The following is a 14,452-nucleotide window of genomic DNA, read 5'->3' as shown; positions in this document are numbered from 1 at the left end:
GAATCCTACTACCCCTGCCAATATGATCCACTAGCTCAGTTGGCAGAGCACCTGACTTTTAATCAGGGTGTCCCGAGTTCGAATCTCGGGTGGATCACCACAATCTACATTACGTGGCCCCTTGGTCAAGTGGTCTAAGACATCGCCCTTTCACGGCGAGAACATGGGTTCAAATCCCGTAGGGGTCACCACATGGGCGATTAGCTCAGCTGGGAGAGCGCCTGCCTTACAAGCAGGATGTCAGCAGTTCGATCCTGTTATCGCCCACCATGAAAAAAGCTGCACAACTTTGGTTGTGCAGCTTTTTTTGTACTAGGAAATCGTTGGAAAATGCCTTCTGTGTATGAAAAAATCACTATCGTTGCAGAATTAGTATAATATATTTCTTCTGCTCATTTTATATATGAGTAATAATAGGTTTGATTCCCAGTCAATTTGTATTATAATGAAGGATAGTGATAGGAATATTTTCCTTATCATAAGGCCATATTTCTCAACAAATTTCTAAGAACTTACAAGGAGTGGTATCCAAATGAGATTTACAGAAGATTTAAAAGCCCGTGTTTCCAAGGCCCAAAAGAAAATTGTCCTTCCGGAAACGAACAGCCGTCGTGTCCTGAAAGCTGCTGAACGCGTTTTGGCTGATGGTTTTGCTAAAATCGTTCTCGTAGGTAAACTGGAACAGATCAAAAAAGATGCTGCTAAATTCCAAATCGATCTCACTGGTGTTGAAGTCATCAATCCGGAAACGTACTATCGGATGGATGAACTCTGCGAATACTTTGCAAAACGCCGCGAAAAGAAAGGCATGACGATTGAAAAAGCTCGCGACATCATGACGCACAACAACACTTTCTTTGCGGCTGGTCTCGTCGCTCTCGGCGAAGCTGACGGCTGCGTATCCGGTGCTGCTACGACGTCGGCAGAAGTTATCCGTGCCGGCCTTCAGGTCATCGGCCCCCGCCCTGGCAACAAGACCGTATCCTCGGCTTTCATTCTCTTGACGAACACTCCTCAGTACGGCGACAATGGTATCCTCGTCCTCGGTGACTGCGGCGTTATCCCCAATCCGTCGGCAGATCAGCTGGCTGATATTGCCTGCATTTGTGTCGAACGTGCTCGTCGTACCGTTCAGATCCTCAATCCGAAGGTTGCCTTCCTTTCGTACTCCACGATGGGTTCCGGCGCCGGTGAATCCGTTGAAAACGTCCGCAAAGCTGTTGAAATCTTGAAAGAACGCAACGTCGATTTTGCTTTTGACGGCGAAATGCAGGCTGACGCTGCCCTCGTTCCGGAAGTCGGCGAACACAAGGCTCCTGGCTCGACCGTTGCCGGCCACGCCAACGTCCTCATCTTCCCGAACCTCGATGCTGCTAATATCGGTTACAAGATGGTTCAGCGTTTTGCCAATGCAACGGCTCTCGGACCTTTGGTTCAGGGCCTCGACAAACCTATCCTTGACTTGTCCCGTGGCTGCTCGTCTGAAGACGTAGCTGACGTCGTCGCTGTATGCTGCTCCGATGCGATTACGGCTGACTTCTATAAAAAAGAACGGGCTGAACATGAACATGAACAGCAGTAAGCTTAGTGCGTAACGAAAAAGCCGCTCCTTCGGGAACGGCTTTTTTTCTTGCCTCCTCGAATCGGCGGCCGGTTGACTTTGTTCGTACAGCATGCTATGCTGAATGAGGAGCTGCTTGTGTGGCTGCAAAAGGCGTTGTCCCAAGGAGACAGCGCCTTTTTTGTTCGATGTAAAGGTGTTTTTATAAGGAAGTGGCGTATATGAAAGCAGTAAAAACGTACGATGTTATCATTATCGGTGCCGGACCGGCCGGGATTTTTACGGCCTTGGAGCTGGCAGATAAGGGGCTCGATATCCTCATGGTCGAAAAAGGCCAGGATATTCGGGAACGGATTGCGACCAGTCTCAATGGCGATGCTAAACCGCAGGACCGGGTGCGCAATGTCGTCTGCGGCTGGGGCGGTGCCGGTGCCTTCAGCGACGGGAAACTGACACTGACTACCGAATACGGCGGCAACCTCGATGACTATATGCCAAAAGCCGATTTAATGGATAAAATCCGTTATGTCGACGAAGTGTACTGCCGTTTTGGCGGTGCCGACCGCAAGGTGTACGGTGATGAAAATAAAGATCGCATTCGCGAGATAAAGCGAAAGGCCGCTGCAGCTGATCTCAGCTTCATTCCGGCTCGTATCCGCCACTTAGGGACCGACGTCAACGGCCAGATTTTGACCCATATGCGCGATTTCCTCGAAGGTAAGGTCGATATCATGGCCGATACGGCTGTGGATCACTTGGTAGAAGAAGAGGGACAGATCAAAGGCGTCTTGATCGACGATCAGTTTTACGCCTGCCGCTATCTGGTCAGTGCGCCCGGACGGGAAGGGTCGGAATGGTTCGTCCACGAAGTGGAAAAAATGGGCCTTCGCCTGACCTCCAATGCCGTCGATATCGGCGTCCGCGTCGAAATGCCGGCAGAAGTGCTGGAAACGATTACGGACGTCGTCTATGAATCGAAACTTATTTATTTCAGTAAGTCTTTCGACGATCGCATCCGGACTTTCTGCATGAACCCCTACGGCTTCGTCGTCGAAGAAAATAACGACGGCTTACTGACCGTCAACGGCCACAGCTATGCCCATAAGAAGAGCGAGAACACGAACTTCGCCATCTTGGTATCGAAGAAGTTTACCGAGCCCTTTCACGAACCGATTAAGTACGGGAAGTATATCGCCAATTTGGCCAATATCTTAGGCGGCGGCGTCATCGTACAACGCCTTGGTGATTTCCTCGACGGCCGTCGGTCGACGCCGGAACGGATTCAGCGCGGTCTCGTTCGCCCGACAATGCCCAAGGCGACGCCCGGCGATTTGTCGTTGGTCCTGCCCTACCGCCATATGCAGGATATTAAAGAGATGCTTGAAGCCCTCGATGCCATAGCGCCGGGTGCCAATTCGAGACATACTCTCTTGTATGGCGTAGAAGCCAAATTCTATTCGAACCGACTGGAATTGAGTTCGGTCTTAGAAACCAAAATTCCGAACTTCTTTGCCATCGGTGACGGCGCCGGCATTACCCGCGGACTTGTTCAGGCGTCAGCTGCCGGCGTTACCGTCGGCCAGGAAATCCTGCGCCGTGAAGCAAAATAAGGATCAGGCCTCTTTAAAGCGATAGCCGGCGCCCCAGACCGTTTCGATGTAAATGGGCTTTGCCGGATCGGGTTCTATCTTTTCTCGGATGCGGTTGATGTGGACCATGACCGTTGCCGTATCGCCTTCGGCGTCGAGGTCCCAGACTCGTTCAAAGAGGCGGTCACGGCTGAATACCAGGCCGGGATGTTTAGCCAAAAAGACCAAGAGTTCAAACTCTCGGTTGGTCAGGCTGATTTCCCGGCCTTTTACGTATACGCGATGCTTGTCGACGTAGATTTCCAGGTCGCCGCTGCGGAGGACTTCCCCGCTGCCGCTTTCCGGACGGGCCTTTCCGGTCAGCCGTTCATAGCGTTGGATGTGAGCTTTTACGCGAGCGACGAGTTCCGTCGGACTGAAGGGTTTGATAATATAATCGTCGGCACCGAGGCCGAGACCGCGTATCTTGTCCATGTCCTCCCGCTTGGCGGACACCATGAGAATGGGGACTTCCTTGGCTTCGCGGATGCGGCGGCAGATGTGGAAGCCGTCCGTGCCGGGGAGCATGATATCCAAGAGGATGAGGTCGAAATCGTCGGCTAAGGCCCGTTCCATGCCCTTCGTTCCGTCTGTTTCGATGACGCTTGCAATTCCGTCAGCTTCGAGAAAGTCTCGTTCGAGTTCAGCGATTTCCATATTGTCTTCAATGATTAGAATCGATTTCATGATTATCCTCCTCTGCTGCCGGCAAGGTGATGACGACGGTCAATCCTCCGCCCGGCGTTTCGGCAGCGTATATCCTCCCTTTTAAGGTAGCAATGATTTGTTTGACGATGGCAAGGCCCAGGCCGCTGCCTTTTTTGACGTCTGTGCGGGCTTCATCGGTTCGGTAAAAACTGTCGAACAGTTTGGTAAGGTAAACTTTGGGGACGCCCGGGCCGTGGTCGGCAAAGGATAGGGTAACCTGAACCGGAGTCGCCTCCAGCTCGATATCCATGGCGACCGTATCGGTGTCTTTGTACTTTAAGGCGTTTTCTAAGAGGTTATCGATGACCCGTTGGAACTGCATTCGGTCAATACGGACCCGGGCCGGATCGGGCGGCGCTGTATAATGGAGGATGAGGCCCCGTTCGGCGAAGAGTGCCGTATTTTCGGCGGTAAAGTCTGCAAAGTAGTCCCTTAGGGACACCGTCTCAAGGGTGAAATCGACCTGACCTAAGTCGAGTTTTGAAAAGAGGAACAGGCGGTCGACGAGTTTTTCTAAGGAGCAGGCATTTTGGTAAATGAGCTCTATATAGTGATGGCGCTTTTCTGCCGTTTTGGCAATGCCGACTAAGATGCCGCTGGCATAGCCTTTTAAGAGGGTCAGTGGTGTCGACAGGTCGTGAGAGATGCCGGCAATGAGTTCTTTTCGGTTCTGTTCGTATTTTTCCTGTGCCGTTCGGGCTGCCTTGAGCTGGCGGCGCATGCGGTCGAAGGCGGAACAGGTCTGGCCCAGTTCGTCACGGGATGAGACGGTCAGTTTATAATCGAGGTTGCCCTTTTCAATTTCGGAGGCCGCTGTGCGAAGGGCGGCCAAGGGCCCTAAAATTTGGCGCGACAAGAGGCGGGACAGGATGAGGCCGCAGCCGATGATGATGACACTGGCTGTCCCGACGATGAAGATGAGGAGTGTCTGGATGACATTTTTGGCCATGCCTTCGCGGATGCCGGTTTTGGCGATGAAGGGCGTATTTCCGGCGGCGATGATCGTCGTCCCGCTGTGGGGCGACGAATATCGGAAGAAGAAGCCGTCGCCGTCCCAGGTCATGACCGTCTTTTGACCGTGGGCCTTTTGCAGGACCCGGTCGGCTAATCCGTAGAAGTCGACGCCCGGTGTGACGTAGGCGACCTGGTCGTGGCGGATGATGGCCGTGGCAATCCCAAGGCTTTCCAGGACCTGGCAGTCTTCGCGAAGGTCATTCAGTTTCAGCGGCCCCGGCCGTTCGGCTTTGACCCGGAGAGAACTGACCGTATATTGGATGGAAAGGGCCGGCCCCTTTTCCGGCCATAAGGTCATCAGGTCGTTGTGAGGCGACGAGAAGCGAAGGCCCGAGACCAAGAGGAAGCCGAGGACGGTCAAAATGAAGATGGGGACAAAGACCATGGTAAAGTTGGCGATGAGCAGGCGGTGGCGTAAGGAAATATCGCGTAAATGGAGCATAGGGCAGCATCCTTTCTGTATGATATTTCTATTATAGCTGTTTTCGAGGGCAGAAAAAAGGACCGGCCGATGGAGCCCCTGTCTTGTTTCCATAAACCAGCGCGAACGTCTGGCTTATGGGAACAATCCAAGATACTTCATCGGTCAGTCCTTTTTGTCAGTCATCGATTTGAGTATGGATGACCGACCCGGTTACGGCGTCGATGAGGATGTCGTAGTGAACGCTGCCGGAGACGGCACGGACCTTATACATGGGGTGGAAGCCTGGCTGCATCGGTTGGCCTGGCTGCTGACCTTGCTGTCCGGTTGTTTGCTGTCCCTGTGGTACTGCCTGCCCCTGCTGTGGGTCTTGCTGCACGGCTGCTTGAGGCGTCGTCAGTTCCTGAGGCGGTTGGAGGGCCGGGGCCCCGCCTTGATGATCCTGGGGACCCATTTGAGGGCTTCCCTGTCCCGGTCTCATTCTTTCATCCATATTCGGACGGCCTTTTTCGTTGCGGTCAGGGCCTTCTCCCGGTCCTCTTTCGCCGCGGCGATCTTGCCGATGTTCTTCGCGTCCGTCTCTATGCTTCATGCTGTCCATGTCAAAGAGGGCGACTTCTTTAAAGTCCAGCTGACTTTCGTCTTTGCCGATGGCCTTGGCAGCTGCGGTACGGGCCTGTTCTTCATTGATGAGACTGACGCCTTTTTGCTTTGCCTGGGCCTGGGTCAAATCGGCCATGGCGGCGACTTGCTCTTCATGGCGGGCCATATGGCGCTGGTGGAGATAGTAGCGGCCGCCGGCACCGGCGATGACGGCGACGACGATAAAAGCGGCTGCGATTTTTGCATTGCGGGCGGTGAACATCTTATTTTTGATGGAAATGAGTGTATCTTGCCATTTTTCTTGGGTCATGATGAATTCCTCCTGTCTGTCCTTGCTTCTTTTTGAGTACAAACACAGTATAGCCGGTAAATCTAAAATCGAGCTAAACCGGAGCGTAAGAATTGCAAAAATAAGAGAAGGCATAAAACTATCGGTGAAATTATAGTATAATATAAACAAAGAGAGAAAAGTCTGTATTGTTATTCATAAGGAGGGACTTCCATGGAAGATAAATTGAAATTAACCCAGCTGGCATCCTGTGCCGGTTGAGGCGCTAAACTGGGGCCAGGGACACTGGCTCAATTGTTGGAAGGGCTTCCAACACACACTGATGACCGCCTCCTCGTCGGCTATGATAAGAGCGACGACGCGTCGGTCTACCAAGTTACGGACGACTTGGCCGTTGTCCAGACTGTCGACTTCTTTCCGCCTATCGTCGATGATCCCTATTTATTCGGTCAAATTGCAGCGGCCAATGCCCTGAGCGACGTCTACGCTATGGGGGCGGAGGCAAAGCTTGCCATGAACGTCATGTGCGTCAACCTGAAGATGGGCCAAGAAGCCATTCGCCTCATCTTAGAAGGCGGCTACAGCAAGGCCTATGAAAGTGGCGTCATCATCACCGGCGGTCATACGATTGAAGATAAGGAACCGAAATACGGCTTGTCGGTCACGGGCTTTGTGCATCCGCAAAAATTACTGCGCAATTCATCGGCTCGTCCCGGCGATGTCCTCATCTTGACCAAGCCTTTGGGTGTCGGGATCTTGATGACGGCAGCCCAAGGGGATTTTGTAGCTCAGCCCCTTTTGCAGCAGCTATACGCCCAGATGGCGCAGCTCAATAAGACCGCTCGGGACGTGATGGTTCGTTACGACGTTCACAGCTGTACCGACGTTACCGGTTTTGGCCTCTTAGGGCATGCTTGTGAGATGGCTGATGGAAGTGAAACGACGATTCACTTTGATACTTCATCTATCCCCTTCCATAAAGAGGCTCTTGATATGGCCGCTATGGGCTTTATTCCGGCAGGGGCGTACCGTAACCGTGATTTTGCGGCAGGCCGCGTTTCAGCCGATGGCATCGATAAAGGAATGATGGATGTTTTATATGATCCGCAGACGTCGGGCGGTCTTCTCATTGCCGTTTCTGAAAAAGATGCCGTGCTTTTGGAACGGTCCTTGAAGGATGTCCTTCCCTGTGCCGCTGTCATCGGCTATGTGACTGCGCGGGAAGGAGAATCCATTGTGATTGAATAAAACTTGCAAAACGGCTACCTTCGGCACTATAGATAGTGTATAATAGTGACGGTGAGTTTTTTTACCGTACTCATGTCAATGATAAAGGAGAGATCAACTGTGATTGAACGCTATACGAAACCGGAAATGGGTCAAATTTGGACAGAATTCAATGAATGGGATACGCTGAAACAGGTTGAAATCCTGGCCAGTGAAGCCCAGGCTGAACTTGGGAATATCCCGAAAGAAGCGGCTAAAGAAATTCGCGAAAAAGCTGCCTTTTCTGTCGACCGCATCCATGAAATCGAAGCGGAAACACATCATGATATTGCTGCTTTCGTCTCCAACCTTTCCGAAAATATCGGTGAAGCCGGAAAGTACGTCCATTTGGGCCTGACGTCGACAGACGTCAAAGATACGGCTTTGGGTTCCATGCTGAAACAGGCTTCGGATATCCTCATCAAGGACCTCGAAGACTTCCACGCCGTATTGCGTCGCCGTGCCGTTGAATTTAAATATACGCCGTGCATCGGCCGTACTCATGGCATTCATGCCGAAGCGACGACTTTCGGCCTCAAGCTGTGCAACTGGATGGCTGAAATCGAACGCGATATCGACCGCATGAAACATGCCAAGGAAACGATTGCCGTCGGTAAAATTTCCGGTGCTGTCGGTACGTATGCTGACGTTGATCCCTTCGTTGAACAATACGTCTGCGAACACCTCGGCATTGCGGCATCGCCTATTTCGTCGCAGACCCTGCAGCGTGACCGCCACGCCGAATTCCTTACGACCTTGGCTGTCATCGCCAGCTCCATCGACAAAATGGCAACGGAAATCCGTCATCTCCAGCGTACGGAAGTTCGCGAAGCGGAAGAATACTTCAGTCCTAAACAGAAGGGCTCGTCCATCATGCCTCATAAGCGCAATCCTATTACTTGTGAACGCATGTGTGGCTTGGCTCGTGTCATCCGCGGCAATGCCCAGGCGGCTTTGGAAGACGTCGCTCTCTGGCATGAACGCGATATTTCCCATTCTTCCGTAGAACGGGTTATCCTGCCGGACAGCACCATTGCTCTTGACTATATGCTCCAGACCTTTACCCGGGTCATCGACAAGCTCCTCGTCTATCCCGATAAGATGATGGCCGACCTCAATTTGACGGGCGGACTCATTTACAGCCCGATCATCCTCAATACCCTCGTCGAAAAAGGTGCCGTCCGCGAACAGGCATACCGCTGGGTACAGCGCAATGCCATGAAGCGCTGGATCGACGGAGAAGACTTCTTGGAAAACTTGAAAAAAGATGAAGACGTTAAGCAGTATATGACCGAAGCAGAAATTGAAGGCTGCTTTGATGTCAAGAAAATGCTCAGCCACGTCGATACCATCTTTGCACGTTTCGGCATTTAAGTTGTAACCTTGTAAGGGCCTTACGACCTGCTTTGGCAGTCTCGTCGGGCCTTTTTCAATAGGGCTGCTTGGAAAGGAGGGCGTCATGTATTATTTTGACAATGCGGCGACGACGGCCCAAAAGCCGGAAGCCGTATCGAAGGCCGTCTTTGAAGCCTTGGCGGCCGGCGATATCGGCAATCCGTCCCGCGGTGCCCACGGCTATTCTTTAAAGGCCTATGACATCGTCTTGACGGCGAAACATCGCGTTCAGACACTGTTTAACGGTAAGGATTTGTACGACGTTGCCTTTACCCACAATTCTACGGTTGCCCTGAATATGGTGCTGAAAGGGCTGATCCGGCCCGGAGACGGCGTTATGACGACGGCTTGGGAGCATAATGCCGTTCTGCGCCCGTTATACCAGTTAGAGGCTTTAGGGGCGGAATTGACCGTCATTCCGGCTGTCAGTCCTACAGGAGGGCTGGCTTACGATGACATGGAAGGGCTGCTGACGCCGAAGACCAAGTGGTTGGTCTGTAATCATGCCTCTAATGTGACGGGCAATGTCCTCGACTTGAACCGCATCAAGGCTTTTTGCAGGAATCACTGTCTGGGGCTCATTGTCGACGTATCTCAAACGGCAGGGGCTTATGACATAGATCTGTCTGACGGCATCGTAACGGCGGCCTGCTTTACCGGGCATAAATCGCTCTATGGACCGGGCGGAACGGGAGGAATCGTCATCCGCCGCGGCGTCGAAGTCCTGCCGTCTATTACCGGCGGCGACGGCGTTCATACTTTTGAGCGGGAGCAGCCTTCAGGAGTTCCTGCTGTTTTTGAAGCGGGGACAGCCAATGTCGCCGGCATTGCCGGTCTGAGTGCGGCTGTCGAACTTGTCTTAAAAAAGGGGATTCCGGCTGTCAGGGCTCATCAAGAGGAATTGGCCCGAGCCTTTATTCCTGCCGTGCAGGCCATTCCCGGAATTTGCCTTTACGGGGATTTTTCCGGTCCCCGGGTAGGTGTCTACAGCCTGAATCTGGGCGATGCCGAGTCGGCTGTCGTCAGCGACATCCTGTGGGAGACCTATCATATGGCGACGCGGCCGGCCTATCATTGTGCACCCCTCATGCATGAGGCCTTGGGGACGGCCGTTCAGGGGACGGTTCGCTTTTCTTTTTCTCAGTTTACGACCGTTGAAGACGTCCTGGCAGCGGCAGCGGCTTTGGAAGTCATTGCCCGCTCGTAGGCGTTTTTGGCGATTGTGTAAATTTTTTGGGAAAACTCGACTCGATTGGTGTACTAATATATAATGAAATTAGTTACAAAAGGCAAATAGTCAAAAGAAGAAAGGTGGCGTCTATTATGGAATATAAATTTTCAATGGATAATTTTGAAAAAGAAGTTTTGAACAGCAGCGAACCTGTTTTGGTAGATTTCTTTGCAACCTGGTGCGGTGTTTGCGAAAAGGAAGGACCGATTATTACAGAACTCGCCGAAGAATATACCGGCAAGGTTAAAATTGGGAAACTCGACGTCGATGAAAATCCGGCCCTTGCCCAGGATTACGATGTCAGCACGATTCCCAACATGGTCTTTTTCAAAGATGGGAAAGTCGTCGACCGGGCTATCGGTTCTGTTCCGGCCAATGTATTAAAGAACAAATTAGATTCCCTGCTGAAATAATCCGTTCCTTCTGCGGATATTCGAGGTGATTTTTTATGAAAAACTATTCCTATAAGACCAAGGGAACTTGTTCTCGTGAAATTTCCTTTGCCATCGAAGACGGGAAGCTCCATGACGTCCGTTTCGTCGGCGGTTGTCCCGGCAACACCCTGGCTCTCGGCAAGCTCCTTGAAGACGCCGATGCCAAGCGGGCCGTCGCTATCCTAAAAGGAAATCCCTGCGAGGATCGGGGCACGTCTTGTGCCGACCAGCTGGCACGCGCCGTTGAACAGGCCTTGGCTCAGGAAGGGTAATGGCGGTTCAGGAATACGGCATCGTCTTAGTGCCGTCGACGAGAGAGGCTATTGAAGGTGAACGCCTTGCGAAGGAAGCGGGACTTTCGGTGCGCATCATTCCTACGCCGGGAAAAATCGATGCGTCCTGTGGTTTTTCTTTAAAATACGAGTTGAACGATGAAGCGGCCCTCACTGCCTTATTCGACAAGGAGGCGGTGGAATGGGCCGCTTTATATCATGCCTGCCGTCAAGGCCTTTCCGTTTCATATACTAAGATAAAAGAAGGTTGACAGGATGACCAGACATATCGTTATCGGCACAGCGGGTCATGTCGATCACGGCAAGACGACGCTTGTGCGGGCTTTGACGGGCATCGAGACCGACCGGACGGCTGAAGAGAAACGACGGGGCCTGACTATCGATTTAGGCTTTGCCTGGCTGGATCTGCCCGATGGGACGCGGTGCGGTATCGTCGATGTACCCGGTCATGAAAAATTTATAAAGAATATGGTCGCCGGCCTGCCGGGCCTCAACATGGTCCTGCTCGTCGTCGATGCCAAGGAAGGGGTCATGCCGCAGACGAGTGAACATCTCGGCATCTTGACCCTTTTTGGCGTTCGTAAATTTATCGTCGTCGTAACCAAGGCCGATACGGTTGCCCCAGAAGCCCTTGAGGAGTCCTTATCCCGCATGGACCAAGCTTTCATTGGTACGGCTGCGGAAGGGGCCCCGCTCGTCGTCACCGATGCTTTGAGCGGCCGCGGAATGCGCGAACTCGTCGATGCCATTTCCAGGATGGCCGAAACGATTCTGCCCCAAGAGGCTTCCGGTCATGGCCGTCTCCATGTGGACCGTTCTTTTTCGCTTAATGGAGTCGGAACTATCGTTACGGGTACCCTCCTCGACGGGGTCGTGGAAAAGGAGCAGTACCTATGGCTTTACCCCGGAGGGCGGCAGCTGCGCGTTCGCAACATTCAGGTGTATGAGGAAGACGTCCTTCGAGCGGAACCGTCACAGCGGACGGCACTTAACTTGGCCGGAATTTCCTGCGGCGACGTCCCTCGCGGCTCGGTCCTCTGTGCGGTACCGGACGTGACGGCGACGCGTATGATCGATGCCAAGGTGACCTGCCTTAGGGAGGCGCTGCCACTGGTACTCTGGCAGCGTGTGCGCCTCTTAGTCGGGACGCGGGAAGTCATGGCCCGTGTTGTCCCCTTAGGCGTCGAAGCCATCGAACCCGGTACGGAAGGTTTCTTGCAGCTGCGGTTGGAGCGAGATGAAATCTATGTCAAAAGCGGGGATCCTTTTATCCTTCGTTCGTTTTCGCCCATGCATACCGTAGGCGGAGGAAAAATCCTCGATGCCCGTCCGGAAAAACACCGTCGCTTTAAAGAGAATCTGATGACGGCCTTACGCGTTCGCGATGCGAATCTGAAAGAGGAAGTGATTGCTCAGTTTTTACAGTGCTGTCAGTCTCCGTTTTCGACGGTTGAGGCTATTTCTGCCGGAACCGACCTGCCTTCTGGGCAGGTTGAAGACGCTCTCGAACATTTAAAACATCAAGGCCGGGTGAAGCCATTTCGCCTGGGTTGGATTCATGGCGAAGCCTTCAAGTCATGGCAGGCTCGGAGCCTTTCTGTACTCCATGAGTACCATAAACGGTGGCCCCTGCGCTTTGGCATGCCCCAACCTGAATGGCGGCAGCGGTTAGGCCTTGGTGAAAAAGAAGGTCGGGCACTGCTGCAGTTGCTCTTGGCGCGAAAAATCTGCCGACTGTCGCGAGATTTCGTTGCGGCCAAGGATTTTCGCCTCGCTTTTTCACCCCGTCAGCGCCAATGCCAGTCGGAGATTGAAAGGCGATTGGCTCGAAGCGGGTACCGCCCCGTTGCGATTGCCGACCTCCTTTCTTTGGGGCCGGACGTACTGGAAATCCTCAAGGCTTTACAGGGGAAGAGCCTCACCTTCCTTTCGCCGGAGTTTGTCTTATCGAAGGCCTGCCTTCGACGAGCCGCCGAGGTCGTTATTCAGTATTTCAAGGAACATGAAGTTTTAAAGGTGGGGACGTTGCGAGACCTCTTGAAGGTTAACCGCCGTCAGGCCCTCTTGATTTTAACTTATTTTGATGGATTGGGTCTTACGGTGAAGGCCGGTGATGGCCGGGCTGCCGGGTCAAGGGCCGCTAATGATACAGCTAAAGGAGATGACGTTTATGAATGAAGCTATAAAACAGCTGCTTCGCCAGCTGCCTGATGTCGATACGCTCTTGCAGCGTCCGGCTTTTCAGCAGTTAGAAAAACCGCGTCATATTGTTCGCGATGCCATTCGCGCCGTTCTCGACGATAGGCGGAGAGCCATTCTCGAAGGACTCTGGAATGAACCTTTTTCTATGGAGCTTTTTGAACAAGCCGTGGCGGCCTCTATACAGGGCGCGGATAAGGGGCATTTGCGGCGAGTCATCAATGGGACCGGGACCGTCCTTCATACCAATTTGGGCCGGGCCGTTCTCAGTCCGGACATTGCCGGACTGATTGCGGAACTCGTCGGGCACTACACCAATTTAGAGTATGATTTAGTATTGGGAAAACGGGGCCTTCGTGATGATCATGTACGGGAACTCCTCTGTCAGCTTACCGGGGCCGAAGATGCCCTGGTTGTCAACAATAATGCCGCCGCGGTCCTGTTGGTACTGGCCAGCCTTGTGCCCGGCAAAGAAGTCGTCGTTTCCCGAGGTGAATTGGTTGAAATCGGCGGCTCCTTCCGCATTCCCGATGTCATTGAACAGAGCGGCTGCACGATTCGTGAAGTCGGGACGACCAATAAGACCCATTTGGTCGATTATGAACGAGCTATTTGTGAAGACACGGGCGCTTTGATGAAAGTCCATACCAGCAACTACCGCATCATCGGCTTTACGGAAAGCGTAGCGGCAGCTGATTTAGTCAGACTGGCTCACGCCCAAAATCTTCCCTGTATCAATGACCTTGGCAGCGGCCTCTTTATCGACTTGGAGTCACTGGGACTCCCTCATGAACCGACGGTCCGAGAAGTCATTGAAGCCGGCTGCGACGTCGTTACCTTCAGCGGTGATAAACTGTTAGGCGGGCCCCAGGCCGGCATCATCGTCGGCAAGGCTTCCTATATTGAACGGATGAGACGCCACCCGCTGCTTCGGGCCCTTCGCATCGATAAGATGACCTTAGCCGGTCTCGAAGGGACGCTTCGCATCTATCGGGACGGAGAGGCGGTTCAAAAGATTCCGACATTGGCGGCCCTGGTGCAGTCTTCTGATGTCTGCCATAAACGCGGGAAGTTGCTGGCAGCAGCTTTAGCGGAGGCCGGTCTTCCCCTTGAAATATCGCTCGTTGAAGTCGACGATGCCGTCGGCGGCGGTGCCTTCCCCGGTGTCGTCCTTCCCAGCTGGGGCGTCGCTGTCCGGCCGACAAGCGGGACGGTAACGGCCTTAGAGGAAAGCCTTCGAAAAGAAGATATCCCTGTTTTGGCCCGCATCCGTCACGATGCCCTTATCCTTTCCGTACGGACCCTTGGCGATGAGGAATTTTCGGACATCGTAAGGGCGATGAAATCGGTTTTACAGTCTTGATGGCTGCATAAATGGATATAGAAAAGGAACGACCCCGTAAAAATCTT

The 14,452-nt window shown here is 52.9% G+C and carries 13 protein-coding genes and 3 tRNA genes; 13 read left to right on the top strand and 3 right to left on the bottom strand.

Annotation, left to right across the window (positions count from 1 at the left end; all coding sequences use genetic code 11):
• The first annotated feature begins 24 nt into the window (after nt 1-24).
• The 5 genes from A0U42_RS02625 to A0U42_RS02605 all read left to right on the top strand — a co-directional run bounded on the left by A0U42_RS02625 (nt 25) and on the right by A0U42_RS02605 (nt 3,171).
• Nucleotides 25-100 (top strand) — tRNA-Lys (locus A0U42_RS02625).
• Between the two features lie 15 nt (nt 101-115).
• Nucleotides 116-191, top strand: a tRNA-Glu gene (locus tag A0U42_RS02620).
• Between the two features lie 3 nt (nt 192-194).
• A tRNA-Val gene (locus A0U42_RS02615) sits at nt 195-270 on the top strand.
• A 262-nt stretch (nt 271-532) separates the two neighbouring features.
• Entirely contained in the window at nt 533-1,582 is a 1,050-nt protein-coding gene (gene pta / locus A0U42_RS02610; protein WP_044502918.1) for a phosphate acetyltransferase, read from the top strand.
• 200 nt (nt 1,583-1,782) lie between these two features.
• Nucleotides 1,783-3,171: an NAD(P)/FAD-dependent oxidoreductase gene (locus A0U42_RS02605; RefSeq protein WP_044502917.1), complete on the top strand. Its 1,389-nt coding sequence runs from the start codon at nt 1,783-1,785 to the stop codon at nt 3,169-3,171.
• A gap of 3 nt (nt 3,172-3,174) precedes the next feature.
• On the opposite strand, the gene A0U42_RS02600 is transcribed toward A0U42_RS02605, so the two are convergent.
• The 3 genes from A0U42_RS02600 to A0U42_RS02590 all read right to left on the bottom strand — a co-directional run bounded on the left by A0U42_RS02600 (nt 3,175) and on the right by A0U42_RS02590 (nt 6,245).
• Nucleotides 3,175-3,876 carry a response regulator transcription factor gene (locus tag A0U42_RS02600; RefSeq protein ID WP_065359749.1) on the bottom strand — a complete coding sequence of 234 codons (702 nt, stop codon included), beginning with the start codon at nt 3,874-3,876 and terminating at the stop codon, nt 3,175-3,177.
• Nucleotides 3,854-5,353, bottom strand: coding sequence for a cell wall metabolism sensor histidine kinase WalK (locus A0U42_RS02595; RefSeq protein ID WP_065359748.1), 1,500 nt, complete (start codon nt 5,351-5,353; stop codon nt 3,854-3,856). The genes A0U42_RS02600 and A0U42_RS02595 overlap by 23 nt, the downstream gene beginning before the upstream one ends.
• A gap of 157 nt (nt 5,354-5,510) precedes the next feature.
• Nucleotides 5,511-6,245, bottom strand: a complete 735-nt coding sequence (locus tag A0U42_RS02590; RefSeq protein ID WP_065359747.1) for a hypothetical protein — start codon at nt 6,243-6,245, stop codon at nt 5,511-5,513.
• A gap of 192 nt (nt 6,246-6,437) precedes the next feature.
• Between A0U42_RS02590 and selD the strand changes: the two genes are divergently transcribed.
• The 8 genes from selD to selA all read left to right on the top strand — a co-directional run bounded on the left by selD (nt 6,438) and on the right by selA (nt 14,405).
• Nucleotides 6,438-7,472, top strand: a complete 1,035-nt coding sequence (gene selD / locus A0U42_RS02585; protein WP_083122194.1) for a selenide, water dikinase SelD — start codon at nt 6,438-6,440, stop codon at nt 7,470-7,472.
• Between the two features lie 99 nt (nt 7,473-7,571).
• Nucleotides 7,572-8,864: an adenylosuccinate lyase gene (gene purB, locus A0U42_RS02580; RefSeq protein ID WP_044502912.1), complete on the top strand. Its 1,293-nt coding sequence runs from the start codon at nt 7,572-7,574 to the stop codon at nt 8,862-8,864.
• 85 nt (nt 8,865-8,949) lie between these two features.
• Entirely contained in the window at nt 8,950-10,092 is a 1,143-nt protein-coding gene (locus A0U42_RS02575) for an aminotransferase class V-fold PLP-dependent enzyme (protein ID WP_065359745.1), read from the top strand.
• Nucleotides 10,093-10,208: 116 nt separating this feature from the next.
• Complete coding sequence (gene trxA, locus A0U42_RS02570) at nt 10,209-10,529, top strand: thioredoxin (RefSeq protein ID WP_044502910.1); 321 nt, start codon at nt 10,209-10,211, stop codon at nt 10,527-10,529.
• Between the two features lie 35 nt (nt 10,530-10,564).
• Nucleotides 10,565-10,822 carry a TIGR03905 family TSCPD domain-containing protein gene (locus A0U42_RS02565; RefSeq protein WP_044502909.1) on the top strand — a complete coding sequence of 86 codons (258 nt, stop codon included), beginning with the start codon at nt 10,565-10,567 and terminating at the stop codon, nt 10,820-10,822.
• Entirely contained in the window at nt 10,822-11,094 is a 273-nt protein-coding gene (locus A0U42_RS02560) for a DUF3343 domain-containing protein (protein ID WP_065359744.1), read from the top strand. Before A0U42_RS02565 ends, A0U42_RS02560 begins: the two co-directional genes overlap by 1 nt.
• 4 nt (nt 11,095-11,098) lie before the next feature.
• Nucleotides 11,099-13,021 (top strand): selenocysteine-specific translation elongation factor, encoded by a 1,923-nt coding sequence (gene selB, locus A0U42_RS02555; protein ID WP_065359743.1) that lies wholly within the window; start codon nt 11,099-11,101, stop codon nt 13,019-13,021.
• Nucleotides 13,014-14,405 (top strand): L-seryl-tRNA(Sec) selenium transferase, encoded by a 1,392-nt coding sequence (gene selA / locus A0U42_RS02550; protein WP_065359742.1) that lies wholly within the window; start codon nt 13,014-13,016, stop codon nt 14,403-14,405. The genes selB and selA overlap by 8 nt, the downstream gene beginning before the upstream one ends.
• Nucleotides 14,406-14,452: the final 47 nt, after the last annotated feature.

This window comes from Megasphaera sp. DISK 18 (assembly GCF_001682955.1).
Taxonomy (GTDB): Bacteria; Bacillota; Negativicutes; order Veillonellales; family Megasphaeraceae; genus Megasphaera; species Megasphaera massiliensis.
This window is presented reverse-complemented; position numbering and strand designations above follow the sequence as displayed.

Excerpts from the sequence above, each read along its gene's own strand:
- A0U42_RS02595 (WP_065359748.1), bottom strand. The coding sequence starts at position 5,353 with ATGCTCCATTTACGCGATATTTCCTTACGCCACCGCCTGCTCATCGCC.
- A0U42_RS02590 (WP_065359747.1), bottom strand. The coding sequence starts at position 6,245 with ATGACCCAAGAAAAATGGCAAGATACACTCATTTCCATCAAAAATAAG.
- A0U42_RS02560 (WP_065359744.1), top strand. The coding sequence starts at position 10,822 with ATGGCGGTTCAGGAATACGGCATCGTCTTAGTGCCGTCGACGAGAGAG.
- A0U42_RS02565 (WP_044502909.1), top strand. The coding sequence starts at position 10,565 with ATGAAAAACTATTCCTATAAGACCAAGGGAACTTGTTCTCGTGAAATT.
- selB (WP_065359743.1), top strand. The coding sequence starts at position 11,099 with ATGACCAGACATATCGTTATCGGCACAGCGGGTCATGTCGATCACGGC.
- A0U42_RS02575 (WP_065359745.1), top strand. The coding sequence starts at position 8,950 with ATGTATTATTTTGACAATGCGGCGACGACGGCCCAAAAGCCGGAAGCC.
- A0U42_RS02605 (WP_044502917.1), top strand. The coding sequence starts at position 1,783 with ATGAAAGCAGTAAAAACGTACGATGTTATCATTATCGGTGCCGGACCG.
- pta (WP_044502918.1), top strand. The coding sequence starts at position 533 with ATGAGATTTACAGAAGATTTAAAAGCCCGTGTTTCCAAGGCCCAAAAG.
- trxA (WP_044502910.1), top strand. The coding sequence starts at position 10,209 with ATGGAATATAAATTTTCAATGGATAATTTTGAAAAAGAAGTTTTGAAC.
- A0U42_RS02600 (WP_065359749.1), bottom strand. The coding sequence starts at position 3,876 with ATGAAATCGATTCTAATCATTGAAGACAATATGGAAATCGCTGAACTC.
- selA (WP_065359742.1), top strand. The coding sequence starts at position 13,014 with ATGAATGAAGCTATAAAACAGCTGCTTCGCCAGCTGCCTGATGTCGAT.